This window comes from Candidatus Methylomirabilota bacterium, assembly GCA_035764725.1.
Taxonomy (GTDB): Bacteria; Methylomirabilota; Methylomirabilia; order Rokubacteriales; family CSP1-6; genus DASRWT01.
Map to the genome: position 1 here is coordinate 41,204 of DASTYT010000155.1, position 25,978 is coordinate 67,181.

Below are 25,978 nucleotides of genomic sequence, written 5' to 3' on the forward strand. Positions count from 1 at the left end.
CCCTTCTCTCCGACCGCACCACGGTACAATGGTCGGGCCATGCCCGAGCCTGTGCGCGTGCGCTTCGCTCCGAGCCCGACCGGTCATCTGCACGTGGGCGGCGCTCGCACTGCGCTGTTCAACTGGGCCTTCGCCCGCGCGCATCGCGGGGTCTTCATCCTGCGCGTGGAGGACACCGATCGCGAGCGCTCGACCGAGGAGTATCTGGCGTCGGTGCTCGACGCGCTGCGATGGCTCGGGATCGACTGGGACGAGGGGCCGCCCACACCCGGCTACCGGCAGACCGAGCGCTTCGAGATCTATCGCGCGCACGCCGAGCGGCTCTTCGCGGAGGGCCGCGCCTACCGCTGCCGGTGCACGCCCGCCGAGCTCGACAGCCTCCGCAAGGCCGCCCAGGCCCGCGGGGAGACCTTCCGCTACCCGGGGACATGTCGGGACGCGAACGTGCCGGCGAGCGAGCCGCACGCTCTGCGTCTGCGCATCGCCGACGAGGGGCAGACGGTGGTGGAGGATCTCCTCCACGGATCAGTGGCGTTCGATCACAGTCAGCTCGACGACTGGATCCTCGTCCGTACCGATGGCACGCCCACCTATAACTTCTGTGTGGTGGTGGACGACGTCACGATGAAGATCACCCACGTGATCCGCGGCGACGACCACCTCTCGAACACGCCGAAGCAGGTGCAGTGCTACCGCGCCCTCGGCTATCCCATTCCGGCCTTCGCCCACATTCCGCTCATCCTCGGGCCGGACAAGAACCGCCTGTCCAAGCGCCACGGGGCGACGAGCGTGCAGGCCTTCCGCGAGGCGGGGGTGGTGGCCGAGGCCCTGTTCAACTACCTGGCCCGGCTCGGCTGGTCCCACGGCGATCAGGAGGTCTTCACCCGCGAGGAGATCGGCCAGTACTTCGACCTCGCTCACGTGGGCCTCGCCGCCGCCGTCTTCGACCGCACCAAGCTCGAGTGGCTGAGCCAGCACTGGATCAAGACCTTGCCGGCGCCGACCCTGGCCGAGCGCCTGCCCACCTTCCTCGAGCGCGCCGGGCTGCCGGTGCCCGCGGACCGCGCCTGGCTCGCCCGCGTGGTCGCCACGCTCCAGGAGCGCGCGAAGACGCTGGTGGAGATGGCGGAGGCGGCGACCTTCTACTTCCGCGCGCCGGCCGCGTACGACGCGGCGGCCACCGCGAAGTTCTGGGGGGCGGAGGCGCCCGGCCGCTACGCGCTCATCGTGAAGCGGCTCGAGGGGCAGGCGGACATGGACCCCGCCTCGCTCGAGGCGTTCTACCGGGGGCTCGCCGCCGAGCTCGGCCTCAAGCTCGTGGATCTCGCCCAGCTCACGCGCCTGGCCCTCACCGGCCGTACCGCGAGCCCGCCCATCTTCGACATCATCGGCATCCTGGGCAAGAAGGAGACCCTCCGGCGCCTGCGCGGCGCCCAGGCCGCCGCCGAGGGCCGGCGGTGAGACGGCTCCTCCTCGCCCGCCACGGCCAGTCGGTGTCCAACGCCGTCCGGCGCTTCCAGGGCGTGCAAGACATCGCCCTGTCCGAGCTGGGCGAGCGCCAGGCGGAAGCCCTCGGCGCCGCCCTCGCGCGCCGGCGCATCGCCGCCATCTACGCGAGCCCGCTCCAGCGCGCCCGCCGCACCGCGGAGATCGTGGCCGCGGCCACCGGCGCTCCGCTCGAGCCGGTCGCGGATCTCCGGGAGCTGTCGCTGGGCGAGTGGGAGGGCTGCACGGTGGAGGAGGTGCGGGCCCGCCCGGGCGATCCCTACACCTGCTGGGTGCGCGACCCCGTGGGTGCCATGCCGCCGGGCGGCGAGCCGCTGGCGGAGGTGCAGGCGCGGGTGCTGCGCGCGATCGCGACGATCGAGCACGCACATCCGAATGGTGACGACGTGCTGGTCGTGTGCCACGGCGGCGTGATCGGCGCGTATCTCGCCTACTGCCTGGCCCTTCCGCTGTCCTCGATTTGGCGGCTGACGCTGTCGAATTGCTCGATCAGCGAGGTGGCCCCCCCGCGCGTGCTCACGATGAACGACACCGCCCATCTCCACGGCGTGGCGGAGCCGCCCGGCGGGTTCCGGCCGCTGTCGCCATGAGGCCGGACCGATGAGCCTGCTCTCGCTGGCGGGCGGTCTCGCGATCCTGCTCTACGGGATGCAGCTGTCCGGCGAGGGCCTGCAGCGCGCGGCGGGCGGCCAGCTCCGCCATCTCCTCACGAGCATGACGCGGACCCGGCTCTCCGCGGTGGCGGCGGGCGCGCTCGTCACCGCGCTGATCCAGTCGTCCTCCGCGACCACGTTGATGCTGATCGGCTTCGTGTCCGCCGGCCTCATGACGTTCCGCCAGTCGCTCGGCGTGATCCTGGGCGCGGACATCGGCACGACCTTCACTGTGCAGCTGCTCGCCTTCAACCTGCGCGACCTGGCCTTCGCCTTGCTCGCCGTCGGCTTCGGGCTGGCCTTCTTCGGCCGGCGCGGCCTTGTGAAGAACCTCGGCCAGGCGGTGCTGGGCTTTGGCTTCCTGTTCCTCGGCATGCGCCTGATGACGGACGGCATCGCCCCCGTCACCGAGCATCCGCTCGCCCGCCAGGTGTTGGTCGCCTTCGCGTCGAATCCCGCCATGGGCGTGCTCGCCGGCGCGGTCCTCAGCGCTGGGATGGCCTCCTCGGCCGCCACCATCGGGGTGCTCCTGTCCCTCGCCCACCAGGGGCTGCTCCCGCTGGAAGGCGCGATCCCGGTGGTGCTGGGCGCCAACATCGGGACCTGCACCGCCGCCCTCGCCGCGAGCATGCGGTCCACCTCGGACGCGCGCCGGGTCGCGGTGGCGCACATCGCCTTCAAGGTCCTGGGCGTCGCCCTCGTGTTCCCGTTCATCCACCCGCTCACCGCGCTCGTCGCGGCGACGGCGGGGGAGACCGCGCGGCAGATCGCCAACGCGCATACACTCTTCAACGTCGCGATCAGCGCGCTCTTCTTGCCCTTTGCCCCCTTCGCCGCGCGCGCCATCACCGCGCTCGTGCCGGAGGAGGAGCGCGGCGACAACCCGCTCAAGACCCGTTACCTCGACGATCGCTATCTCGACCAGCCCTCGCTCGCCCTCGGCCAGGCCACCCGGGAGGCCCTGCGCATGGGCGACGTGGCCCAGAGCATGCTGCGCGACGCGCTCGTGGTGCTGCGGCGCGACGATCGCGAGCTGCTGGAGGAGGTCGAGCGGCGCGACGATCAGCTCGACTATCTCGAGCGCGAGATCAAGATGTTCCTCACCCGCCTCGGCCGGGAGACCATGAGCTCCGACATGGCGGCCCGCGAGATCGGGCTGATCTCGTTCATCGGCAACCTCGAGAACATCGGCGACATCGTGGACAAGAACCTCATGGAGCTCGCCCGCAAGAAGCTCTACCAGGGCCGGCGGTTCTCGGAGGAAGGGGAGACCGAGCTGGTCGAGTTCCACGGCATCGTGTCGAAGAATCTCGAGCGGGCGATCGCCGCCGTCGCCGCGAGCGACCGCGCCCTCGCCCAGGAGGTGCTGGACCAGCGGCCGTTCATCCGCCAGAGGGAGCGAGAGCTGCGCGAGTCGCACCTCGCGCGCCTGCGCCGTGGGCTCGCCGAGTCGCTGGAGACCTCCGAGATCCACCTCGACGTGCTCACCAATCTCAAGCGGATCTCCTCGCACGTCACCGCCCTCGTATTCCCGATCCTCGAAGAGGAAGTTTGAGGTCCCCGATGCCCCGCGAACGTCTGCGCATTCTCCTCATGGCCTCCGAGGCCGCGCCCTACGCCAAGACGGGCGGGCTCGCCGACGTGGCGGGCGCGCTCCCCCGGGCCCTCGCCGGCCTGGGCCACGACGTGCGGATCCTGATGCCGAAGTATCGGGGCGTCGAGGCCTGCGCGGGCACGCTGAGCGTCGCCGCCAGCGGCATCCGGGTCTCCCTGGGCGATCGCACCGCGGAGGGCGCGCTGTTCGAGGCGCAGGCGCCGGGCGGCGTCACCGTCTATTTTCTCGGCCACGATCACTACTACGACCGCGAGGCCCTCTACGGCACCGCGGAGGGGGACTACTGGGACAACTGCGAGCGCTTCATCTTCCTGTGCCGCGGCGGGCTCGAGGCGGTGGCGGCGCTGGGCGCGCAGGGCTGGCGGCCCCAGGTGATCCACGCCAATGACTGGCAGACCGGGCTCGTGCCCGTGTATCTGCAGACCCTCTACCGCGCGCACCCCGTCCTGGGGCCGATCACCACCCTCTTCACCATCCACAACCTGGCCTATCAGGGCGTGTTCTGGCACTACGACATGCCCATGACTGGTCTCGGCTGGGATCTCTTCACGCCCGCCGCGCTCGAGTTCTACGGCCGGCTCAACTTCCTCAAGGGCGGGCTCGTGTTCTCGGAGCTGCTCACCACGGTGAGCCGAACCTATTCCCAGGAGATCCGCACCGCCGCGTTCGGAGCGGGGCTGGAGGGCGTGCTGGAGGAGCGGAGCGCGGACCTCCACGGCGTGGTGAACGGGATCGACTACGAGGCGTGGAACCCCGCCACCGACCCGGTGCTCGCCAAGCGCTACGGGCCGGGGGAGCTCGAGGCCAAGGCGATCTGCCGCCAGGCTCTCCAGGAGGAGATGGGGCTCGAGCGCGGCGGCGGCCCCATCGTCGGTATGGTGACGCGCCTCGCCACCCAGAAGGGCCTCGACCTCACCCTCGACGCGCTGCCCGGGCTGCTCGCCACGTCCGCCCGCCTCGTCCTGCTGGGATCGGGCGACGCCCCGCTCGAGGAAGCCTTCGTCGCGGCGGCCGCCGCGTATCCGGGTCGAGTGGCGGTGCGCATCGGCTACAACGACGACCTCGCGCGACGCATCTACGCGGGGTCCGACTGCTTCCTGATGCCATCGCGCTACGAGCCCTGCGGGCTCGGGCAGCTCATCGCCCTGCGCTACGGGGCGGTGCCGATCGTGCGGCGCACCGGCGGCCTCGCCGACACCGTGCACGAGGTCGACCCGGCCCGCCGCACCGGCACGGGCTTCCTCTTCGATGCCTTCGCGGTCGACGCGCTCGTGGAGGCGGTGCGCCGTGCCGCCGCCGCGCACGCCGATCCGGCGCTGTGGAGCGCCATCGTCCGGAACGGGATGGCCGAGGACTTTTCCTGGGACGCCTCGGCGCGGGAATACGTGACCCTCTACCGCAAGGCCATGAAGGCGCGCACGATTCGCGAGCGGGGGAGCCAGCCATGAAGAAGGTCGAGGCGGTGATCAAGCCATTCAAGCTAGACGACGTCAAGGAGGCCCTGACCCAGCTCGGGGTGTACGGCATGACCGTCACCGAGGTGCGCGGGTTCGGCCGCCAGAAGGGGCACACGGAGCTCTATCGCGGCTCGGAGTACACCATCGACTTCCTGCCCAAGGTGAAGATCGAGGTGGTGTTGCCCGACGAGCTCGTGGACAAGGTAGTGACAGCGATCGCGTCCGCCGCCAAGACCGGCTCCATCGGCGACGGCAAGGTCTTCGTGCTGCCCATGAGCGAGGCCATCCGGATCCGCACGGGGGAAAAAGGCGAGAGCGCTATCTGACCAGTGGAAGGTAGCGGTTGCCGGGGGGCGACGGGTCGCCCTAACCGATTGGACCACGGTCAACATGCCAAAGGCATGTTGATGATGAAGATAGATCTGGTACGCGCGGCGCCGGGCGACCGGCGGGCGCTGGCCGAGCTCAAGCGGCGCGGCTTCGCCGAGCCGGGGACGGCGCTGGCCAATCTCCACGCGCTGGCCCCCACTCCCGCGGAGGGCGCCCTCCTCGATCCCATCCTCCCGAGGCTGCTCACCGAGCTCGCCGGAGCGCCCGATCCCGACATGGCGCTCAACAATCTCGAGCGTCTCGCCGCCCAGGGCGACCGCGTCGTGTTCCTGCGCACGCTCGCCGCGCATCCCGGCGCCATTCACCTGCTCGCGCGGCTCGGCGGCACCAGCCAGTTCCTCGCCGACACCCTGCGCCGCTACCCGCAGCTCTTCGCCTGGCTGCTCGAGCCCCGCACTATGCGGCAGTGGCTGGGCGACGAGCTCGAGGCGGGGCTCGCGACGAGCCTGGCGCCGTTCAGCAAGCGGGAGGCGCGGTGGAACGCGCTGCGCCGCTTCAAGTACCGGCAGCTCCTTCGCATCGGAACCCGCGACATCCTGGGCGACGCCGACCTCACGGTGACCACCGAGGAGCTTTCGCGGCTCGCCGACGTGTGCCTGGCCGCCGCCTGCCGCTGGGCGGACGAGGCGCTGGAGCCCCTCTACGGCGTCCCCCAGGCGCCCGACGGTGGCCGCGCGGGCCTCGCCGTGATCGGCATGGGCAAGCTCGGCGGTGACGAGCTCAACTACTCCTCGGACATCGACCTCATTTTCGTCTACGGCGACGACGGCGAGACCAGCGGAGGGTCGCAGGGCTCCCTCGCCAACGGGCAGTACTTCGCCGAGGCGGCCAGGGCGGTGGTGGCGGCGCTGGAATCGGTCACCGACGAGGGCTACGCCTTCCGCGTGGACCTGCGGCTGCGGCCGGAGGGCCGTTCCGGCGCGCTCATCCTGTCCCTCGACGGCTATCGCGCGTACTTCGCCGATCGCGCCGAGCTTTGGGAGCGACAGGCCTTGATCAAGGCGCGCTTCTGCGCGGGGGATGCTGCGGTGGCGGCGCGCTTCTTCGAGCTGGTGCGGCCCTTCGTGTTCCGCGCCGGGCTCGACGCAGGCATCGTGGACGAGGTGCGCCGCATGAAGCAGGAGATCGACCGCGCCCAGCGGGCCAAGCGCGGCGAGCGGCGCAACGTGAAGCTGGGCCGCGGGGGAATCCGCGAGGTCGAGTTCCTCGTCCAGGCGTTGCAGCTGCTCTACGCGGGCGACGACCCCTGGCTGCGCGGCGGCAACACGCTGCGGACGCTGTTCCGGCTGACCGAGCGCGGCTACCTCGCCCCCGCGCTGGGGCGCACGCTGGGCGACGCGCTGGTCTTCCTTCGCAGCGTGGAGCATCGTCTGCAGATCCTCCACGAGTTCCAGACACACACGCTGCCGGAGGAGCCGCGGGCCCTGGGTCTGCTCGCCCGACGCATGGGAATCCCGCTCCCGCCGGATGCGGCCCGGCGGCGCTTCCTCGCCGAGTACCGGCGCGTCACCGACGCGGTGCATGCGGCGTTCCGCGATTTCTTCGACGCGCGGCCGGCGCCGCGCGCGGCGCCCGCGCCTCGCATCCCGACGTTCACCGCTCTCAAGGCGACCGGCTTCGTCGATCCCGATCGCGCGCGGCAGAACCTGCGCCTCCTGCTGGAGGGCCGGCCGCTCCTGCCGTATCCCGCCCGCGCCGCCCAGGCGCTCGGGCGCATGTTCCCCGTGCTTCTCGATGCGCTCTGGCAGAGCCCGGACCCCGACGAGGCCCTGAACCTGTTCGAGCGCTTTGTGGCCGCGGCGGGCCCGCGCGCCGCCTGGCTGGAGCTGCTCGCGGAGTCGCCGCCGCTCCTCGTCAATCTGGTGCGGCTCTGCGCGCGTGGCGAGCTGATGAGCCAGATGCTGCTGGCCCAGCCCGAGCTCCTGGGGAGCCTGGCCGATCCGGCTACCTTCGCCGCGCACAAGACCGAGCGGGAGTTCCGCGCCGCGCTCGCGCCGGTGCTGGGGCCCGCCCTCGGCCCCTCCGAGCGAAAAGACCTCCTGCGCCGGCTCAAGCAGGCGGAGGAGCTGCGGGCCACCTGGCGCATGCTGCTCGGCGTCACCGACGCCGAGCGCTTCTCCGCCGAGCTCACCGGGCTGGCCGAAGCCGCACTCGCGGTGGCCTGGCTCATGGCGGTGAGCGAGATGGCCGCGCGCCACGGGGTGCCCCGCGACGCCCGCGGGCGCTTCCTCGACGCGGTCATCGTCGGGGTCGGCAAGCTCGGCGGCCGCGAGCTCTCCACCGGCTCCGACCTCGACTGCTTCGTGATCTTCGACGCCGACGGGACCACCGACGGCGCCGACCCGATCGAGGCCGCCGTCTTCTATCACGGCGCGGTGGAGATCCTGCAGGCCCTGCTCGGCGACATCACCGCCGCCGGCATCGTCTTCTCCGTGGATCTGCGGCTGCGTCCCGGCTCCAAGGGCAGCGGCTTCGCGGCCAGCCGCGCGTCGATGGCACAGTACTACCGCGAGTGGGCGGATCCCTGGGAGCGCCAGACTCTCACCCGGGCGCGCCTCGTGACGGGCTCGCCCGCGGTGGGGCGGGGGGTGCGGCGCCTGATCACCGCGCTCCTCCACGGCCCGGACGCCGCGCCGCCCGACCTGAAGGAGATGCGCATGCTGCGCGAGCGCATGGAGAAGGAGCTCGGCAAGGAGACGCCCGGGCTCTTCCACGTCAAGTTCGGCAAGGGAGGCCTCGTCGACGTGGAGTTCATCACCCAGGCGCTGCAGCTCGTGCACGGCCGCCGCCATCCCGGCATCCGGCGCCCCAACACGCTGCAGGCGGTCCGCGCCATCGCCGCCGCCGGCCTCTTGTCTGCGGAGGACGCGGCCGCGCTGGCCGACCACTACCGCTTCCTCCGCCGCGTCTCCGGCAGCCTCCGGCTCTTCGGCGCGCGGCCGAGCGACGCCCTGGAGCTCGCGGGCCCCTTCGTCTCGCGCGTGGCGCGCGGCCTCGAGTACCCCTCGCGCAAGGACTTCCTGGAGGACTACCGGCGCCGCACCACCTGGGTGCGCGCGCTGTGGAACCGCGTGGTCCCGACCTGAGGCAGGCGGCGCGGCAACCGCGGCGCCGCGCGGGCCGCGCCGCTGGTAGAATGAGCCGCGATGTGCGCGCGGCTCTTCGTTCTCGACGGTCCCGGCTATCTCTTCCGGGCGTACCATGCGCTGCCCTACCTCTCGACCTCCAAGGGTGTGCCCACCAACACCGTGCTCGGCATGTCCACGATGCTGTGGAAACTATTTCGGGAGGAGCGCCCCGACTACTTTGCGGTGGCGTGGGACCCGCCCGGCCCCACGTTCCGTGACGAGAAGTTCGCCGCTTACAAGGAGACGCGCGCCGCCACCCCGGACGACCTCAAGCGCCAGATCCCGCTGGTGATGCAGGTGCTCGCCGCTCTGCGTGTACCCGTGTTGGAGGTGGCGGGCTTCGAGGCCGATGATGTGCTCGGCACCATGGTGGAGCGGGCGCGCGCCCACGACGTGGACGTGGTGCTCGTTACCCAGGACAAGGACATGCTGCAGCTCGTGGGGCCGCGCGTCACCGTGCTCGCGCCCGGCGCGAAGGCCGGCGAGCAAGTCGTGTACGACGCCGACCGGGTACGCGAGAAGTGGGGTGTGGGGCCCGAGCAGATTCCGGATCTCCTCGCCCTCATGGGCGACTCCATCGACAACATCCCCGGCGTGCCGGGCGTCGGCCAGAAGACGGCGGTGAAGCTGATCGGCCAGTTCGGCTCGGTCGAGGGCCTCTACGAGCATCTCTCGCTCGTGCCGGGGAAGCTCCGCGAGACCCTGGCCGCCAATCGCAAGCAGGCGCTGCTCTCGCGCGAGCTGGCCACCGTGAGCACACGCGTGCCGCTGCCACAGGACCTCGAGGCGCTGCGCCGCGTGGAGCCGGACTGGGACAAGCTCCGCGTGGTGTGGACCGAGCTCGAGCTGCGAAATCTCCTGCGCCAGCTCCCGGGCTCGGCGGCGCCGGCGCCGGTGGAGGAGGCGGCCCCCGCGGGCGGGGCCGACGAGCTGGGCACGTTCCTCGCCAAGGTGCCCGACGGCGAGCCGCTGGCGGTGGACTGGGCCGAGGAGAGCGGGCCGCCCGATCCCGCGCTCACGCGCGTGGGCTTTCACCATCCCGCCGCGGGCGAGGTGCAGGTGACGCCGGAGGCGGTGGCGGAGACTCTGCCGCGCCTGGTGAGCCGGCTCCTCATCGGCCACGACATCAAGCGGCTCGTGCAGTGGTGCCTCGCCCGTGGCGCGGCCGCGCCCGCGGTGCAGGACACCGCGATCGCCGCGTTCCTGCTCAACCCCGCCCGGTCGAACTACAAGCTCGAGGAAGTCGCCACCGAGCATCTCGGCGAGGGCGCGGCGACGGGACGGCCGGGTGGGCGCGCGCGCCTCGTCTGGGCCCTCTGGGAGCAGGAGGAGCGCGAGCTGCGCGAGGCGAAGGTGCGCGCGCTCTACGACGAGATCGAGCGGCCGCTGGTGCCGGTGCTGGCGGTGATGGAGCGCCACGGGATCCGCGCCGACTCCGACCGTCTCGCCGACTTCTCCAAGGAGCTGGACCGCAGCCTCGAGGGCCTCACGCGCGAGATCTACGAACTGGCCGGCGAGGAATTCAACCTGGGCTCGCCGAAGCAGCTCGCGGCGATCCTGTTCGAGAAGCTCTCGCTGCCGCCGGTCAAAAAGACCAAGACCGGCTACTCCACCGACGCCGACGTGCTCGAGCAGCTTGCGGTGGGCCACGCGCTGCCCGCCAAGATCCTCGAGCAGCGCACCCTCTCCAAGCTCAAGTCCACGTACGCCGACGCGTTGCCCGGCATGATCAATCCAGACACCGGGCGGATCCACACGTCGTTCAACCAGATGGGCGCGGCCACCGGACGGGTCAGCTCGTCGTCCCCGAACCTTCAGAACATCCCCGTGCGCACCGAGCTCGGCCGGCGCATCCGCGCCGCCTTCGTGCCGGAGCCGGGCTGGCGCCTCGTCGCCGCGGACTACTCCCAGGTGGAATTGCGCATCCTCGCCCACGTCTGCGGCGAGGAGAGCTTGGTGGAGGCCTTCCGCCGCGGCGAGGACATCCATCGCCGCACCGCCGCCGAGGTCTTTGGCGTCGCGCTCGACCAGATCACGTCCGCCCAGCGCGACATCGCCAAGACCACGAACTTCTCCGTGATCTACGGCGTCACCGCGTTCGGGCTGGCCCGCGGGCTCCGCATCACCTCGCGCGAGGCGCAGGAGTACCTCGATCGCTTCTTCGCGCGGCATCCGAAGGTTCGGGCGTGGCTCGACCGCACGGTGAAGGAGGGGCGCGAGCGCGGCTACGTGGAGACTTTGCGGGGCAGGCGTCGCTATTTGCCCGAGCTGCGCAGCGGCAACCCGAACCTCCGGAGCTTCGCCGAGCGCGTGGCGACCAACGCGCCGATCCAGGGCACCGCCGCGGACATGATCAAGATCGCCATGATCCGCATGGCGACGGCGATGACGGAGGCGCGGCTGGCGAGCCGCATGCTCCTGCAAGTGCACGACGAGCTGCTCTTCGAGGCCCCGCCCGAGGAGGAGGAGCGCCTGATGGTCCTCGCGGCCGAGGTGATGGAGGGCGCGATGACGCTCGAGGTGCCGCTCAAGGTGGACGTCAAGGCCGGCGCCGACTGGGCGCAGGTCTGACGGTGGGGCGGCCCTTCCTCCTCGCCGGGCTCACCGGCGGCATCGCCACCGGCAAGAGCACGGTGAGCGCGATGTTCACCCATCTCGGCTGCCGCGTCACCGACGCCGACCAGCTCGCCCGCGAGGTGGTGGCGCCGGGCCAGCCCGCGCATGCCGCCATCGTGAAGGAATTCGGCGCCGAGATGCTGCAGCCCGACGGCTATCTGGACCGCAAGCGACTGGGTGCGGTGGTGTTCGCCGACCCCGAGCGGCGCAAGCGATTGGAGGCCATCACCCATCCGGCGATCCGGACGCGCTGGGACCGCATCCTCCGCGTCTACGAGGAAGAGGCGTTCGTCGGCATCGTCTTCTGGGACGCCGCCCTCCTCTACGAGACGGGCGGCGCGCGGCTCATGGAGAAGGTGGTGGTGGTGTTCACGGACCCGGATGTGCAGCTCGCCCGCCTCGTGGCCCGCGACAGCTGCACTGAGGCGGAGGCGCGGGCGCGCATCGCCAGCCAGCTGCCGGTGGCCGAGAAGGCCAAGCTGGCCGACTACGTCGTGGACAACTCCGGCCCCCGCGCCGAGACCGAACGGCAGGTGCGCGCAGTGTACAGGGCGCTCCTCGGAGACCTCGCCGCGCGCGGCGCGGCATGAGCCCGCGGCGGAACGCGCGAGCCACCGCGCCGCCGTCGCGCCGCTTCGGCGGCGGCCGCGCCACCGGCGGCAAGCGGCGCGCCCTCGGCCAGCACTTCCTGCGGGACGAAGGCGTCGTCGAGCGCATCGTCGCCCTCGTGCGGCCGGGCCCCGCGGACCTCGTGGTGGAGATCGGGCCCGGCGAGGGCGCGCTGACCGGCCGGCTCGCCGCGGCGGCGGGACGCTTCATCGCCGTGGAAGTGGACGCCGCCCTCGCCGCCCGGCTCGGCGCGCGCCTGCCCGCCTCCCCCACCGTCGAAATCCGCCACGCCGATGCGCTCGCCTTCGACTGGCGGGGCCTGCCCGCGCTCCGGCCGGCCGTCGGTGGTCGCATCCTCGTGGTGGGGAATCTCCCGTACAGCGTGGGCAAGCCGATCCTGATGGCGCTGGCTGACGCGGCGCCCGCGCTCGCCGTCGCCGCGCCGACCGAGATGGCGCTGATGCTCCAGAAGGAAGTGGCGGAGCGCGTGGCCGCGCCGCCGGGCGACCGCACCTACGGCAGCCTCTCCGTGCTCACCCAGTGCGCCGTCGAGGTGCGCCTGGCCTTCACGGTGCCGCCGGGCGCGTTCCGCCCGCCGCCGCTCGTCGAGTCCGCGGTGCTGCATCTGCGCGCGCTCGCCGCGCCGCCGGTGCCCATCGCCGATCCGCGGCGCTTTCGTGCGCTCGTGCGCGCGGCCTTCGCGCAGCGTCGCAAGAGCCTGGCCAACGCGCTCGCCGCCGGTCTCGGAATTCCCGTCGAGCGCGCCCGCGCGCGCCTCGCCGCCGCCGGCATCGCTGCCGGCCGCCGGGCCGAGACCCTCACCCTCGCCGAGTTCGCGCGGGCCGCCGACCAGGTCGACGTGGGCTAGCGCGCGCGCCGCGCGAGGAACTCGCCCTCCACGAGCCAGGTCGCGCCGTCGGCGGCGAGCGCCTCGCCGATCCAGTGGAAGGAATCCGGCGTGATCTCGGTGAAGCGCCAGCGGGTCGGCGTCCCGTTGGCGCGGGCGCCCACCTGCACGATCTCGGCGCCGATGCGCCGGCCGACCTGCTCCTCGCGGTGGCCGTTCAGGGGATTGATCCACGTGATCCGCCACGCCTGGATGGTCGGATCCCACACCCGCAGGGTGGTGCCGAACATGTTCATGCCCCGCTCCGGCTCGCCCACGCGCTCGGCCCGGGGCGGCATGATCCACACGTCCTGGATCGCGCGTCCCTCCAGCGCCCAGCCGAAGTGCACCTCGCCGCGCAAGCGTCGCCCGCTCACATCGATGCCGGCGTACCGGCGCACGTCGAGATCCCAGCTTCCTACCAGCCATCCATAGACGTCCGCCGCCTCGGGGATCTCGGGGGCACGACCGGGCGAGGCCAGCACCGCCTGTGCTCTCTCGAAGTGCCCAACACTCATCGTGGACATGAAATCTCCTCCTCGGGCGCGCGCAGCGCCCTCAGAGAGCACAACCCCGCCGGGGCGGCCGTGTGAAACTAGCCCGCGAGGGGCAGGGTGAACGCGAAGGTGCTGCCCTGACCCTCCACGCTCTCCGCCCAGATCCGGCCGCCATGGGACTCCACGAGGCTTCGGGAGGCGACGCGCACCCAGGGCGCGGTCTCCGACGGCAGCACCGTCAGCGCGAGACGTGCACGCGGCCCCCCTCCCGCGTGTACTTGAGGGCGTTGCCAGTGAGGTTCAGCGCTCGGGCAGCTCGGCCGACAGTGATACGACTTCAGGTCGATCGTGGGCCCTTGCACCGATGGAAGCGTGAAGTGCGGCGCGGGCTGTCCGACGGCCGCCGCGAGCGCGTCGCCTGGCATCGCCTCATCTATGACTTCCCCGCGGGCATTGTCAACGATACGGGCGCGGTCGCGGCGGGGGTCGCCGCGGGCGCGGCACGCCCCGCGCCGGTCACGAGGCGGAGGAAGCCGGGCGACAAGCGCGGGTCCAGCGTGTCGCGGATCCCGTCGCCCAGCAGGTTGAACGCGAGCACGGTGATCGTGATGGCGAGCCCGGGGAAGAAGGCGAGCCACCACGGCGGCACGAGCCCGGTGATCGAGTCCGCCAGCATGTTGCCCCACGTGGGCGTGGGGGGCGGCACGCCGACGCCGAGGAAGCCCAGCGCGGCCTCGATGACGATGGCCACGCCGAGATGTGTGGTGGCGAGGACGAGATACGGCGCCACGCACTGGGGCAGCACGTGCTTGGCCATCACGCGGAGGGTGGAGGAGCCGTTGGCGCGGCCCGCCTCCACGAACGGCATCTCGCGCACTGACAGCGCGACCGATCGGATGACGCGCCCGCCGAACGGAATGCGCGTGATCGCGATGGCGAAGATCACCGCCTGGAGGCCGGTCCCGATGGCCATGGAGATGGCCATGGCCAGGATGAGGTCCGGAAACGATTGCAGGATCTCCATGATGCGCTGGCTCACGAGATCGAAGCGCCCGCGGAGGTAGCCGCAGGCCACGCCCCAGAGCGAGCCCACCGTGGTCCCCAGCAATACGGCGGAGAACGCGACGAAGAGCGACGTCCGCGCGCCGTAGATCACCCGGCTGAGCGTGTCGCGGCCCACCTGATCCGTCCCCAGCACGTGCTGGGCATCCGGGGGCTTGTTCATGCGGCGGAAGTCCGCCTTGAGGGGATCGTAGGGGGCGAGGAGCGGCGCCGCAAGGGCCACGAAGACGATGAACAACCCGACCAGCCCGCCGAGCGCCGCCAGCGTGTTGCGGCGGGTGAAGCGACCCAGCTCGCGAAGCACGATACGCATCAGCCGAACCGGATGCGCGGGTCGAGCCACGCATAGCTGAGATCGACGAGCACGTTGACGGCCACGAAAATCACCGCGTAGAAGAGCACGAGGTTCTGGACGACGATGATGTCGCGCTCGATGACCGCCACGACGAGGGCGCGCCCGAGCCCGGGCACCCCGAAGGCCTGCTCCACCGCCACCGAGCCGCCCAGGACGAAGCCCAGCAGCACGCCGGAGATGGTGATGACGGGCAGAAGCGCGTTCGGGAGCGCGTGGCGGAGGACAACGAGCCCCTCGCGAAGGCCTTTGGCCCGCGCCGTTCGCACGAAGTCCTCGCTGATCACCTCGAGGAGGCATGAACGGGACATGCGCGCGATGTATGCGCCCTGGGCAAGCCCCAGCACCACCGCGGGGCCAATCACCATCTGGAAGTTCTGCCAGGGGTCCTCCCAGAAATGCACGATGATGAAGGGCGCCTTGTAGCCGAACCAGAAGAGCAGAGCGAGCACGATGAGCATGCCCAGCCAGAACCCCGGGATGGCGATGAAGAGGATGGACAGCGCGCGCGCGAGGCCGTCGGGGATGCTGTTGGGCTTGAACGCGCTGAGGATCCCGACGGGCAGGCCGACGAGCCAGGACACGAGGAGGGCGAGCACCCCGATCTCGGCGCTGATGGGGCCGCGATGCGCGATCAGGTCGGCGACGGTATCACCGCGGAAGAAGGACTTGCCGAGCCGGCCGGCGCCGATGTCGACGAGCCAGTGGCCGTACTGGATGGGCAGGGGGTCGCTGAGCCCGAGATCGGCCATGATGCGAACGCGGTCCTCGGGCTTCATCTGGGCGTGCCCCTCCACGCCGAGGATCGCCACCAGCGGATCACCCGGGAGGACGCGGAGCACTACGAAAATGGTGAGCGAGACACCGAGCAGGGTACCGAGGGCGTACCCTGCCCGGCGAAGCAGGTACTTCCGCACGCGGCCGAGTCCCCCTTAGGAAGACGCCAGCCAGACGTTGTCCCAGCGGACCACGTCGTAGATGCCGAAGAAGGTGGACGGGTTCTGCCCGCGCACCTTGTTGTAATAGGCGTCGTAGATCTGCTCGTACGCTACCGGGATCAACGGCGGGTCGTCCTCAAGAATCTCTTCCGCCTTGCGTACCAGGGCCTTGCGCCGGTTGTCGTCGAGCTCGCGATCCACCTGGGCAGCGAGATCGTGGAAGGCCGGGTTCGTCCATCGGGAGTAGTTCTGCGGGCCGCCCTTGCCGTACCAGGCGCTGAAGATGTCGGAGGGATCCATGAGGGTGGACACGATGGCGCTGATGGCGAGGTCGAAGTTGCCCGCCTGGGCCTCGTCGAACCACACCGAGGTTTGCACCACGCGCAGGTTCGACTCGATGTTGAGGTGCTCCTTCAGCATGGCTTGGATGGCCACCGCCCAGAGCTTGAAGGTAGGGATGTCGCGCACGCAGAAGTCGAGGTTCTTGAGGCCCTGGCCGTAGCCCGCGGCCTGCATGAGCTTCCGGGCCTCCTGCACGGCGCGCTTGATGTCCTTCTGATAGCCGAGCTTCTTCTCCAGCTCAGCGCGCGGCGTCGACATCTCGTGGAACGGATAGACGAACCCGCCCACCTGCATGGGCGCGGCGTCCTTCACGACCTCGATCAGGGTGGGGCGATCCATGGCGAGATGAATGGCCCGCCGGACCCGCTTGTCGGCCAGCGCCTTGTTCTTCTCCATGTTCATCCAGAAGGCCTGGATGACCGACTGGTTGAAGTTCGCCGCCGTGACGCCCGGCATCTCCTTGGCCTTGCGCCAGGTCACGGGATCGAGCAGACGCGCGTAGTCGACGCGCCCGGAGAGGAACGAGGCACCCAGCTCCGGCGTGAACGGGAGGAAGTGATAGATCTCGAGCTTGTCGACGAGCGGCAGCCCCTTATTCCAGTAGTCGGGGTTGCGCTCCTGGATCCAGATCTCCTTGTCCTTGCGGGAGACGTGGCGGAAGGGACCCGTGCCCGGGTAGTTCATCACCTGGCGAAGGTTGCCGCCGTTGTCCTCGAGGGTCTTCTTCCGCACGATGACGTTCCAGCCGCTCGCGAAGGCGCCCAGCATGTACGGCTTGGGCCGCGCCTCGGTGAGGCGGAACTCGACCCGATGCGGATCGAGGACCACGATGTCGCCGACGGTGGCGAAGAGCGGTGTGCGCGGGATGACCACACCCTTGGGCGGACGGCAGATGCGATCGTAGGTCGCCTTCACGTCGTCGGCGGTGAAGTCGGCGCCGTCGTGGAACTTGACGCCCTTCCTCAGGTGGAAGGTGTACTTCTTCCCGTCCGGCGAGATGTCGTACTTCCAGGCCAGGTCCGGGATGATGGTCTGCCCATCCTTCGGGCTGCGCCGGAGCAGCGTGTCGTACATCGGGCTCTGGGGCCCGATGTTGGCCACGGTGCCGGACTGATGCACGTCGAAGTGCGCGGGGGCATTGTGCACGGCGTAGCGGAGGGTGCCGCCCCGCTTGGCCGCGGGATCGGGCCGTACGGGAGAGGGCGTCTCCTGCGCCTCGGCGCGGCGGCGGAGCACCGCGGGGCCAAGGGCAGCGGCGCCGCCGGCCACGCCCGCGGTACGCAGGAAGGCGCGACGGCTGACGGGCTGCTGGGAGCGGTCAGAGCGGGTTGAATTGGCCATGTGGGCACCCTCCTATAGGGCTCATCCCGCGCATCGGCGCGCGAGGGTGGGGAGACCATACACGAGGGCCCGCAGGGTTACAAGACATGTCCCGACGCCGCCGGCCGAGGTCGGCGCCCTCCCCGTTTCTAGGGCCCTCCGGAGCCCGGGTGATACCCTGAGTGGACCGCCGTGAGCACCGCATTCCGCCCGGAGCCCGCACCGATCGATGTGCCCGCCGAGCCCGCGGTGCGCCTGATCCCCCTGGGGGGGCTTGGCGAGATCGGGCTCAACATGATGCTCCTCGAGTCGGGCGAGGACATCGTGGCGGTGGACTGCGGCCTCCTCTTCCCCGACGACGAGATGCCGGGTGTGGACTACGTGATCCCGGACTTCTCCTACCTGGGCGAGCACCGCGAGCGCTTCCGCGCGGTGGTGCTGACCCACGGCCACGAGGATCACATCGGCGCGCTCTCGTACCTCCTGCGCGACTTCGACGTGCCCGTGTACGGCACGCCGCTCACCCTCGCCATCGCGCGCCACCGCCTCGCCGAGCACGGTCTCCTCGAGCGCGTGGATCTGCGCGCCTACAGGCCCGGCGACGAGATCGTGGCCGGCTGCTTCCGCATCCTGCCGATGCGCGTGACCCACTCCATCGCCGACGGCATCGGGCTCGCCATCGAGACGCCGGCGGGCACGGTGGTGCACACGGGCGACTTCAAGCTCGACCCCAATCCGGTGGACGGCGAGCAGCCGGATTACTCGCGCTTCGCGGCCCTCGGCGAGCGCGGCGTGCTCTGCCTCTGCTCCGACTCCACCAATGTCGGGCGCCCGGGGCGCACGGGGTCGGAGACCGAGGTCGGCGCGGCGCTGCGCGGGCGCTTCGCCGCCGCCCACGGCCGCATCATCGTGGCGACGTTCGCCTCGCACGTCCACCGCATCCAGCAGGTGCTCGAACTGGCGGCGGAGCGCTCGCGCAAAGTCGGCCTCCTCGGGCGCAGCATGGCGGCCAATGTCGCCGTCGCGGCGGAGCTCGGCTATCTCAAGGTGCCGGACGACGTGCTCTGGCCGCTCGAGGACCTCGTGGAGCTGCCCGCGAATCGTCAGGTCATTCTCTCGACGGGCAGCCAGGGTGAGCCCAACTCCGCGCTGGCCCTCATGGCCGCGGGCGAGCACAAGCACTTCGCCGTCGGCGAGGGCGACCTGGTGATCTTCTCGTCGCGGGTGATCCCCGGCAATGAGCGCGTGATCGGGCGCCTCATCAATGCGCTCCTGCGTCGCGGCGCCGAGGTGCTGTGGGAGGACGTGGCCTTCGTGCACGTGTCCGGCCACGCGAGCCAGGACGATCTCCGCCAGATGCTCGAGCTGACGAAGCCGCGCTACTTCATGCCCGTGCACGGCGAGTATCGCCACCTGCTCCAGCATGCGCGGCTCGCCGAGGACGCGGGGGTGCCGGCCGAGCGCATCTTCCTGATCGAGGACGGGCTCGGGCTCGAGCTGACGAAGTCCGGGGCGCGCGTGCTCGGCCCCTATCCCGCCGGGCGCGTGTTCGTGGACGGCAAGGGCATCGGGGACGTGGGCTCGGTGGTGCTCCGCGACCGCCAGCTCCTCGCCGAGGCCGGGATGGTGGTGGTGGCGCTGACCATTGACCGGGTGACGGGCTCGCTGGTCGCGGGACCCGAGATCGCCTCCCGCGGGTTCGTCTACATGAAGGAGTCCGATGAGCTGATGGCCGAGGTGAAGGAGGCCGTCCGCGAGGCGATCGCGCAACGTGAAGATCCCGAGGTCCTGGACCGCGAGCTGTTCGGCGCGCGCGTGCGGAGTGCGGTGCGACGCTTCATCAATCAGCGCTTCCAGCGCAAGCCCATCGTGATCCCCGTGATCATGGAAGTGTAGGGGCGGGAGGCCCACATGGCAGCCGGCAAGATCGTGGATGCGAGCGCCACCGACAGGGAGGCGCCGGGGCGTACCCCGTCGGCCGGCCGCCGCGACGCCGCGGCGGGCGAGGCACGGCGGCGCCACGCGAAGGAGCGGCGCAAGGCGAAGGGCGACGGCCGGTGGGTGCGCGAGGTGAAGGGCATCCTGGCCCTCGCACTGGCGGGCTTCGCCCTCGTGGCGCTCTATGCCTTCGATCCCATGCGCCATCCGCTCGATCAGTCGAGCCCCGGCGGGCCGGTGGGGCTCTGGCTCGGCTGGGCCGCGTTCTGGGCTTTCGGCTACGCGGGCTACGTGTTCCCGCTGCTGCTCATCCTCTACGGCGCGGGCGCCTTCGTGCGGGCGCCGCTCGCGCGGGGCTGGCCCGGCCTGGCGGGCCTCGTGCTGTTGCTCGTCAGCGTGACCGGCATGCTGGCACGCGCGTCGGACACGCTCACGGAGCTCCGCATCCACAAGGGGGGCATGCTCGGCTGGGCGGTGAACCAGGCGCTGAGCTTCTCGGTGGGCACCGTCGGCACCTGGATCATCCTGCTCGCCATCCTGCCCGTGGCCGCCCTCTTCATCACCCAGGCCTCGCTCCGCCGGGCCGGCCTCGCCCTCCGCGAGCGCTGGACCGCGTGGCGCTCCAAGGACCCTCTCCCCCAAACGGGGAGAGGGCAGGGTGAGGCGGAATTCGAGGGGCGCGACCTCGAACCTGTGCCCGAGCGCGCCTTCACCCCGCCGCCCCTCATCGTGAAGGAGCCGGCGAAGCCGAAATCCACGCTCGCCGAGAAGGGCCTGGCCTGGCAGGAGACGTTCGACTTCGGCTCGGGCGGCGCGCAGTCCTTCCAGCTCCCGCCGGTGGGCCTGCTGCAGGCCCCGCCCGCTTCCGCGCTGAACCGCACGCGCGAGGAGCTCGAGGCCAACGCGGCCACGCTCAAGAAGAAGCTCGCCGACTTCGGCGTGGACGGCCACATCGTGCAGGCGAGCCCCGGCCCCGTCATCACGTCCTACGAGTTCGAGCCCGCCGCGGGTGTGAAGGTGAGCCAGGTCGTGAATCTCTCCGACGACCTCGCGCTGGCCATGAAGGCGGCGGCGGTGCGCATCATCGGGCCCATCCCCGGGCGCGGCACGGTGGCGGTCGAGGTACCGAACCCCGAGTCGGCGACCGTCTACCTGCGCGAGATCCTCGTCTCGCCGGAGTTCGTCGAGACCAAGGGCCGCCTGCCCCTGGCTCTCGGCAAGGACACCACCGGCAACGCGATGGTGTCCGATCTCGCGAGCATGCCGCATCTGCTCATCGCGGGCTCCACCGGCAGCGGCAAGAGCGTGGGGCTCAACACCATGATCTGCTCGCTGCTCTACAAGGCCACGCCCGCGGACGTCCGCTTCTTGTTGATCGATCCCAAGCGGCTCGAGCTCGGCATCTACGAGGGCATCCCGCATCTCCTCGCCCCCGTCGTCACCGACGCCAAGGAAGCCGCGATGCGGCTCAAGTGGATCGTCGGCAAGATGGACGAGCGCTACAAGCAGCTCCAGGCCAAAGCGGTACGCAACATCGAAGGCTACAACAAGGAGGTCGGCCCGGAGGAGCGGCTGCCGTACTGGGTCGTGGTCGTCGACGAGCTGGCCGATCTCATGATGGTCTCGGCGGGTGAGGTGCAGAACTCGCTGGTGCGCCTGGCCCAGATCGCGCGCGCGGTCGGCATCCACTTGATCGTCGCCACCCAGCGCCCGTCGGTGGACGTGGTGACCGGGCTCATCAAGGCCAACTTCCCCACGCGCATCGCCTTCCAGGTCGCCTCCAAGGTCGATTCACGCACGGTCCTGGACGCCAACGGCGCCGAGCAGCTCCTCGGCAAGGGCGACATGATCTTCGTCCCGCCGGGGGCGTCGCGCCAGGTGCGCGTCCACGGCTCCTGGGTGTCGGACGGCGAGGTGAAGGCGATCTGCGAGTTCCTGCGCAAGCAGGGCTCGGCGGTGTACGAGAAGGTCGAGATGCCGGCCGCCGATCTCGAGGCCGGCGGAGGCGACGGCGAGGACCGCGACGACATCTACTGGGACGCGGTGAACCTCGTGATCGCTCAGCGGGCGGCGTCCATCTCCTTCCTCCAGCGGCGGCTCGGCCTCGGTTACCCCAAGGCCGCGCGCTTCATCGACATGATGGAGCAGGACCACATCATCGGACCGGGGCAGGGGGCCAAGCCGCGCGAGATCCTCGTGGGCCCCGAGTACCTGGCCAAGCACGGGCGATGAGGCGTCGCGCCTTCGTTGCCCTCGCGCTCGGCGCGGCGCTCGCCGCGGCGCCCGCCGCGGCGCCCGCGAGCGCCCAGACGCTCGACGAGGTCGTCGCGGGGGTCGAGGCCACCTACGGACGGATCAACGACCTCAAGGCCGAGTTCAGCCAGGTCTCCCACAACAAGAGCCTGGGCCAGGACATCAAGGCCGAGGGCACCGTCTATCTGAAGAAGGGCGGCAAGCTCCGCTGGGACTACAAGAGCCCCTCGCCGCAGCTGATCGTGTCCGACGGCGTGAATTTCTGGGTCTACACGCCCGAGCTGAACCAGGTGAACAAGGGCGAGGCGCCGAAAGCCCTCGCCGGCCCTGCCGGCTCATTCCTCGCCGGCCTCGGCAAGCTCCGCGAAGAGTTCTCCGTGCGCTTCCTCAATCCCTCGGCGAAGGTGGACGGCGCGGGGCGCCCCGTGCTCGACCTCACGCCCAAGAACCCCACGCCACTGCTCACGCGGCTCGTGCTGACAGTGGACCCCAAGGACTACATCGTCCGCCAGGCGGTGCTCTACGATCAGATCGGCAACACCGTGACGATGAGCTTCACGAAGGTCACGCCCAACAGCGGCCTCGCCGACAGCCTCTTCACCTTCGTCCCGCCCACGGGCGCCGCGGTGGTCCCGCTGAACCCGCGCTAGTCGAACCGCGGTAGAATGACGGTATGGCGGCCGAGAACAGCTTCGACATCGCGTGCAAGGTGGACATGCAGGAGGTCGCGAACGCCGTCAATCAGGCGAAGCGCGAGATCGAGACCCGCTACGACCTCAAGGGCTCGAAGAACGACATCACCCAGGAGAAGATGGACCTCGTCCTCTCCTCCGGGGACGAGATGAAGTTGAAGGCGGTGCTGGACATTCTCCAGTCCAAGCTCCATCGCCGCGGCGTGGATCTGAAGGCCCTGACCATCGGCGATCCGGAGAGCGCCGCCGGCGGCACCCTCAAGCAGAAGATCACGCTCCAGGACGGCATCCCGATGGAGAAGGCGAAGGAGATCGTGCGCCTCATCAAGGACTCCAAGATCAAGGTGCAGGCCTCGATCCAGGAGAAGCAGGTGCGCGTGGCGGGCAAGAACCGCGACGATCTCCAGGCCGTGATCGCGCTCGTGAAGGGGAAGGACTTGGGCGTCGCCCTCCAGTTCACGAACTACCGCTCGAACTAGCCCGACTCCGCCTCCTCCGCCTCCCCGCCCCGAATCGTCGGAATTCTTATCACAATTGGTGTCAGTTGCACCCTCCCGGGGTTACGACGGGCGTCAATCCACTTCTATCCACAGGGCCGACCGCACCTCGTACCCCAATGGATGGTCCAGGAACAGGTAGGAGTGGCTTTAGGGCGGAGCGACGCGACGGCTGGATGACAGCCCCCTGTAACCGAGACTTTACAGGTCAGAAGTGGGCTACTCGGGGCGTCGCGGGGAAAGCCCCGCAACTTCTGCGCCTTCCAGTGCTGGCACAGTGTGTGCCCCGGCGAGGGCCCGCACTTCATAAGGAGACCCATGACCATGAGATCGCTCAAAACAGCGGTAGCCGCCGTGGCAGTGCTTGGACTCCTCGTCGCCGCTGTCTCAGGCGCCTACGCGGGGGCCATCCACGATGCCGGGCTCTTCACGACCGTGTTGAACCGGAACGACGACGGCTCGGTGGGGCCCGTCAGCATTGGGTTCGGCATCAACTTCTTCGGGCTCAACAGTGGGAATCAGACCACGTTGTTCGTAAATAACAACGGCAACGTGACGTTCAACTCGGCGCTGTCGGAGTTCACGCCGTTCCCCCTGCTCACCACCAACGTGCCGATGATCGCGCCGTTCTTCGCCGACGTCGACACGCGGGCGGCGGGTAGTGACGTGGTGCGGTACGGTCAGGCCACGATCAACGGCCACTCGGTGTTTGGTGTGAACTGGATCAACGTCGGCTACTTCTTCGAACGCGACGAGCATCTCAATTCCTTCCAACTCATCATCACCGACCGCTCGGATACGGGCGCCGGCAACTTCGACTTCGAGTTCAACTACGACGCCATCACCTGGGAAACCGGCGAGGCGAGCGACGGTGACGCAAACGGCTTGGGTGGCGACTCGGCTCGGGCCGGCTGGTCGAACGGCAGCAACAAGAGCTTCGAGCTCGCCGGCTCGGCCATCAACGGCGCGCTCCTCGACACCAACTGCCCCAATGGCGCCACCGGCCTCACCTGCCACGACCTGAACAGCAGTATCCTCGGCCAGTACATCTTTTCCGTGCGCAACGGCGTGGTGATTCCGCCCCCCACCGGCGTGCCGGCCCCCGGGGCGCTCGTGCTCCTCGGCGCCGGGCTCCTCGGCGCGGGCACGACGGCGCTGCTGAGACGCCGCGCGAAGTAGCCGACCCGCTCACGGCGAATTCACTCGGGCGCCGGACGACCTCCGGCGCCCGCAGTCTATTCGCCCGCCCCCGGGGCCGCTCTGGTACGCTTGAGTGCGTGACGGTTCCCGCGCTTCTCGCGGCCCTCGTCGTCCTGGTCCTCACCGCGGGACCGGTGTGCGCGATCGTGCCCGATCCAGGAACGGGGGCCCCGCCCCTCCCGGCGCCCCCCGCCGCCTCGCCCTCCCTCACCGCGGTGATCGACGCCCTCAAGCGGGGCGACAGAGAGGCCGCCCTCAAGGGCGCGCGCGAGTTCACCAAGGCGCAGCCGGGCAACGCCACCGGCCAGGAGCTGCTCGGCGTCGCTGCGCAGGTCAACCGGCTGTACCGCGAGGCGGAGACCGCCTACACCGAGGCGCTGCGCCTCGAGCCGGGCCGTCTCCCGGTGATGGTGCGCCTCGGTCAGCTCGCGTTGGAGACCCGCGATCCCAAGAAGGCGGAAGGGTGGTTTCGCAAGGCGCTGACGGCGAATGCCGATCTCGCCGCCGCGCGCCGCGGCCTGGTCGTTGCTCTCCTCCGCCAGCGTCAGATCGGGTCCGCGCTCAACGAGGCGCGCGAGGCCATGCGCCGCGATCCCAAGGATCTCGACGCCAAGATCCTCCTCGCGCAGATCTACCACGACATGGGGCGGGCGACCGCGGCCGAAGCGGTGCTGGACGAGGCGCTGGCGGCGGCGCCGGATTCCGCCCAAGCGCTGCAGGTGCAGGGGCTGGTGAAGCTCGAGCTGGGCAAGGCCGACGAGGCGGAGAAGATCTTCGAGAAGGTGGTGCAGCAGGATCCCAAGTCGCTGAGCGCGCGCATGGGGCTGGCCATCGTGGAGCGGGCGCGGGGCCGGCTCGACGAGGCGGCCACCGAGATGGAGGCCATTGCGAAAGAGCGCCCCGACTCGCCGGTCACACACTTCGAGCTGGGGCGCACGCGCCTCATGCAGCGTCAGATCGAGCCCGCGATGCGGGCGTTCGATCGCGCCGAGCAGACGAGCCCAGATCCCGCGGTGACGCGGGCGCGCGCGGCGGGGCTGCTCGCGGCGGCCGGCGAGCGCGATCGCGCCATCGCCAAAGCCCAGGCCTCGCTGGCGTCCACCAACGCCGCGCCGCTGGCCCGCGCCGTGCTCGCGCGCCTCTATCTGGAGAAAGGCCAGCCCGACCTCGCCGAGCGCGAGCTCCAGGCCGCGGCGAAGGACGCGCCCCAGAGTGTCCCCGCGCGCCTGCAGCTCGCGCGCTTCTATCTGGCCCAGCGGCGGCCGGCGGATGCGGTCGCCGCCGCGCAGGAAGCGGAGAAGCTGGCGCCGAGGAGCCCCGAGCCGCTCGCCGTGCAGATCGACGCCTATATCGCCCAGGGCAAGGCGGACGACGCGGTGGCCACCGCCGCGCGCCTCCGCGCGCTGCAGGGCGACACCGCCTTCGCGTACACGCTCTACGGCGTCGTCAACGAGAAGGCGGGCCGCCCCGCCGACGCGCTCGCCGCCTATCAGACCGCGCTCGACAAGGAGCCGCATCAGCTCGCCGCGGCGCGCGCCCGGGCCAATCTCCTCGAGCGCCAGTCCCGCGTGCCTGAGGCGCGCGAGCTCCTCGAGGCCACCGCCCAAGGCCGCCCGCAATCCGTCGAGCCGCTCCTCGATCTGGCCCGGCTCGAGGAGCGCGCGGGGAATCCCTCCGGCGCGGTCGCCGCCTACCGTCGCGCGCTCGCCCGGGCGCCCGAGAACCCGGGCATCCTCAACAACCTTGCCTACCTCCTTGCCGGGGATCCGGCCACTAGCGCCGAGGCGGTTACGCTCGCCGAGAAGGCCCACGCGGCGGCGCCCAACAGCGCGGCGGTGGCGGATACCCTCGGCTGGGCGCTCTATCAGAAGGGCGACCTCGCGCGCGCGGAGGAGCTCCTGACCCGGGTGGCGAAGGCGGCGCCCGCGTCCGGCGAGGTGCGCTACCACCTCGGGATGGTGTACGCCAAGCAGGGCAAGAGCGAGGACGCGCGCCGCGAGCTCGAGGCTGCGATCAAGGCCGGCAAC

Annotated in this window: 20 protein-coding genes; 15 read left to right on the forward strand and 5 right to left on the reverse strand. The window is 70.6% G+C overall.

Annotated elements, in window-relative coordinates:
* The first annotated feature begins 39 nt into the window (after positions 1 to 39).
* The 9 genes from gltX to rsmA all read left to right on the forward strand — a co-directional run bounded on the left by gltX (position 40) and on the right by rsmA (position 12,842).
* Positions 40 to 1,461 carry a glutamate--tRNA ligase gene (gltX, locus tag VFX14_25455; protein HEU5193045.1) on the forward strand — a complete coding sequence of 474 codons (1,422 nt, stop codon included), beginning with the start codon at positions 40 to 42 and terminating at the stop codon, positions 1,459 to 1,461.
* On the forward strand, positions 1,458 to 2,096 hold the full coding sequence (locus tag VFX14_25460) for a histidine phosphatase family protein (GenBank protein HEU5193046.1): 639 nt from the start codon (positions 1,458 to 1,460) through the stop codon (positions 2,094 to 2,096). Before gltX ends, VFX14_25460 begins: the two co-directional genes overlap by 4 nt.
* Before the next feature lie 10 nt (positions 2,097 to 2,106).
* Entirely contained in the window at positions 2,107 to 3,714 is a 1,608-nt protein-coding gene (locus VFX14_25465) for a Na/Pi cotransporter family protein (GenBank protein ID HEU5193047.1), read from the forward strand.
* Between the two features lie 23 nt (positions 3,715 to 3,737).
* Positions 3,738 to 5,222 carry a glycogen synthase GlgA gene (glgA, locus tag VFX14_25470; protein ID HEU5193048.1) on the forward strand — a complete coding sequence of 495 codons (1,485 nt, stop codon included), beginning with the start codon at positions 3,738 to 3,740 and terminating at the stop codon, positions 5,220 to 5,222.
* Entirely contained in the window at positions 5,219 to 5,557 is a 339-nt protein-coding gene (locus VFX14_25475; GenBank protein HEU5193049.1) for a P-II family nitrogen regulator, read from the forward strand. The genes glgA and VFX14_25475 overlap by 4 nt, the downstream gene beginning before the upstream one ends.
* An 84-nt stretch (positions 5,558 to 5,641) precedes the next feature.
* Positions 5,642 to 8,707, forward strand: coding sequence for a bifunctional [glutamate--ammonia ligase]-adenylyl-L-tyrosine phosphorylase/[glutamate--ammonia-ligase] adenylyltransferase (gene glnE / locus VFX14_25480; protein ID HEU5193050.1), 3,066 nt, complete (start codon positions 5,642 to 5,644; stop codon positions 8,705 to 8,707).
* A 60-nt stretch (positions 8,708 to 8,767) separates the two neighbouring features.
* Positions 8,768 to 11,320 carry a DNA polymerase I gene (gene polA, locus VFX14_25485; protein HEU5193051.1) on the forward strand — a complete coding sequence of 851 codons (2,553 nt, stop codon included), beginning with the start codon at positions 8,768 to 8,770 and terminating at the stop codon, positions 11,318 to 11,320.
* Between the two features lie 2 nt (positions 11,321 to 11,322).
* A complete protein-coding gene (gene coaE / locus VFX14_25490; GenBank protein ID HEU5193052.1) occupies positions 11,323 to 11,955 on the forward strand; it encodes a dephospho-CoA kinase in 633 nt (210 codons plus the stop codon).
* The gene (gene rsmA, locus VFX14_25495) at positions 11,952 to 12,842 is read left to right on the forward strand and encodes a 16S rRNA (adenine(1518)-N(6)/adenine(1519)-N(6))-dimethyltransferase RsmA (protein ID HEU5193053.1); all 891 of its coding nucleotides are present in this window, start codon (positions 11,952 to 11,954) and stop codon (positions 12,840 to 12,842) included. Before coaE ends, rsmA begins: the two co-directional genes overlap by 4 nt.
* On the opposite strand, the gene VFX14_25500 is transcribed toward rsmA, so the two are convergent.
* The 5 genes from VFX14_25500 to VFX14_25520 all read right to left on the reverse strand — a co-directional run bounded on the left by VFX14_25500 (position 12,839) and on the right by VFX14_25520 (position 17,392).
* Positions 12,839 to 13,387: a hypothetical protein gene (locus tag VFX14_25500; GenBank protein ID HEU5193054.1), complete on the reverse strand. Its 549-nt coding sequence runs from the start codon at positions 13,385 to 13,387 to the stop codon at positions 12,839 to 12,841. The genes rsmA and VFX14_25500 overlap by 4 nt on opposite strands.
* A 68-nt stretch (positions 13,388 to 13,455) precedes the next feature.
* Entirely contained in the window at positions 13,456 to 13,566 is a 111-nt protein-coding gene (locus VFX14_25505) for an ATP-binding protein (GenBank protein HEU5193055.1), read from the reverse strand.
* Between the two features lie 224 nt (positions 13,567 to 13,790).
* Positions 13,791 to 14,723 (reverse strand): ABC transporter permease, encoded by a 933-nt coding sequence (locus tag VFX14_25510; GenBank protein HEU5193056.1) that lies wholly within the window; start codon positions 14,721 to 14,723, stop codon positions 13,791 to 13,793.
* An 8-nt stretch (positions 14,724 to 14,731) separates the two neighbouring features.
* The gene (locus VFX14_25515) at positions 14,732 to 15,688 is read right to left on the reverse strand and encodes an ABC transporter permease (GenBank protein HEU5193057.1); all 957 of its coding nucleotides are present in this window, start codon (positions 15,686 to 15,688) and stop codon (positions 14,732 to 14,734) included.
* A gap of 15 nt (positions 15,689 to 15,703) precedes the next feature.
* A complete protein-coding gene (locus VFX14_25520) occupies positions 15,704 to 17,392 on the reverse strand; it encodes an ABC transporter substrate-binding protein (protein HEU5193058.1) in 1,689 nt (562 codons plus the stop codon).
* Between the two features lie 171 nt (positions 17,393 to 17,563).
* On the opposite strand from VFX14_25520, the gene VFX14_25525 reads away from it, so the two are divergent.
* The 6 genes from VFX14_25525 to VFX14_25550 form a co-directional block, all read left to right on the forward strand.
* On the forward strand, positions 17,564 to 19,267 hold the full coding sequence (locus tag VFX14_25525; GenBank protein ID HEU5193059.1) for a ribonuclease J: 1,704 nt from the start codon (positions 17,564 to 17,566) through the stop codon (positions 19,265 to 19,267).
* A 15-nt stretch (positions 19,268 to 19,282) separates the two neighbouring features.
* Positions 19,283 to 21,541, forward strand: a complete 2,259-nt coding sequence (locus VFX14_25530) for a DNA translocase FtsK 4TM domain-containing protein (protein ID HEU5193060.1) — start codon at positions 19,283 to 19,285, stop codon at positions 21,539 to 21,541.
* Entirely contained in the window at positions 21,538 to 22,212 is a 675-nt protein-coding gene (locus VFX14_25535) for an outer membrane lipoprotein carrier protein LolA (protein HEU5193061.1), read from the forward strand. Before VFX14_25530 ends, VFX14_25535 begins: the two co-directional genes overlap by 4 nt.
* A 23-nt stretch (positions 22,213 to 22,235) precedes the next feature.
* Entirely contained in the window at positions 22,236 to 22,733 is a 498-nt protein-coding gene (locus tag VFX14_25540) for a YajQ family cyclic di-GMP-binding protein (protein ID HEU5193062.1), read from the forward strand.
* A gap of 342 nt (positions 22,734 to 23,075) precedes the next feature.
* Positions 23,076 to 23,930 carry a nidogen-like domain-containing protein gene (locus VFX14_25545; GenBank protein HEU5193063.1) on the forward strand — a complete coding sequence of 285 codons (855 nt, stop codon included), beginning with the start codon at positions 23,076 to 23,078 and terminating at the stop codon, positions 23,928 to 23,930.
* 98 nt (positions 23,931 to 24,028) lie between these two features.
* The coding region (locus VFX14_25550) for a tetratricopeptide repeat protein (GenBank protein HEU5193064.1) at positions 24,029 to 25,978 on the forward strand (1,950 nt) is incomplete at its 3' end.

Coding starts and splice junctions, on each gene's coding strand:
- gltX (HEU5193045.1), top strand. CDS start 40: ATGCCCGAGCCTGTGCGCGTGCGCTTCGCTCCGAGCCCGACCGGTCAT.
- VFX14_25465 (HEU5193047.1), top strand. CDS start 2,107: ATGAGCCTGCTCTCGCTGGCGGGCGGTCTCGCGATCCTGCTCTACGGG.
- VFX14_25475 (HEU5193049.1), top strand. CDS start 5,219: ATGAAGAAGGTCGAGGCGGTGATCAAGCCATTCAAGCTAGACGACGTC.
- glnE (HEU5193050.1), top strand. CDS start 5,642: ATGAAGATAGATCTGGTACGCGCGGCGCCGGGCGACCGGCGGGCGCTG.
- polA (HEU5193051.1), top strand. CDS start 8,768: ATGTGCGCGCGGCTCTTCGTTCTCGACGGTCCCGGCTATCTCTTCCGG.
- rsmA (HEU5193053.1), top strand. CDS start 11,952: ATGAGCCCGCGGCGGAACGCGCGAGCCACCGCGCCGCCGTCGCGCCGC.
- VFX14_25500 (HEU5193054.1), bottom strand. CDS start 13,387: ATGTCCACGATGAGTGTTGGGCACTTCGAGAGAGCACAGGCGGTGCTG.
- VFX14_25520 (HEU5193058.1), bottom strand. CDS start 17,392: ATGGCCAATTCAACCCGCTCTGACCGCTCCCAGCAGCCCGTCAGCCGT.
- VFX14_25530 (HEU5193060.1), top strand. CDS start 19,283: ATGGCAGCCGGCAAGATCGTGGATGCGAGCGCCACCGACAGGGAGGCG.
- VFX14_25535 (HEU5193061.1), top strand. CDS start 21,538: ATGAGGCGTCGCGCCTTCGTTGCCCTCGCGCTCGGCGCGGCGCTCGCC.
- VFX14_25540 (HEU5193062.1), top strand. CDS start 22,236: ATGGCGGCCGAGAACAGCTTCGACATCGCGTGCAAGGTGGACATGCAG.
- VFX14_25545 (HEU5193063.1), top strand. CDS start 23,076: ATGAGATCGCTCAAAACAGCGGTAGCCGCCGTGGCAGTGCTTGGACTC.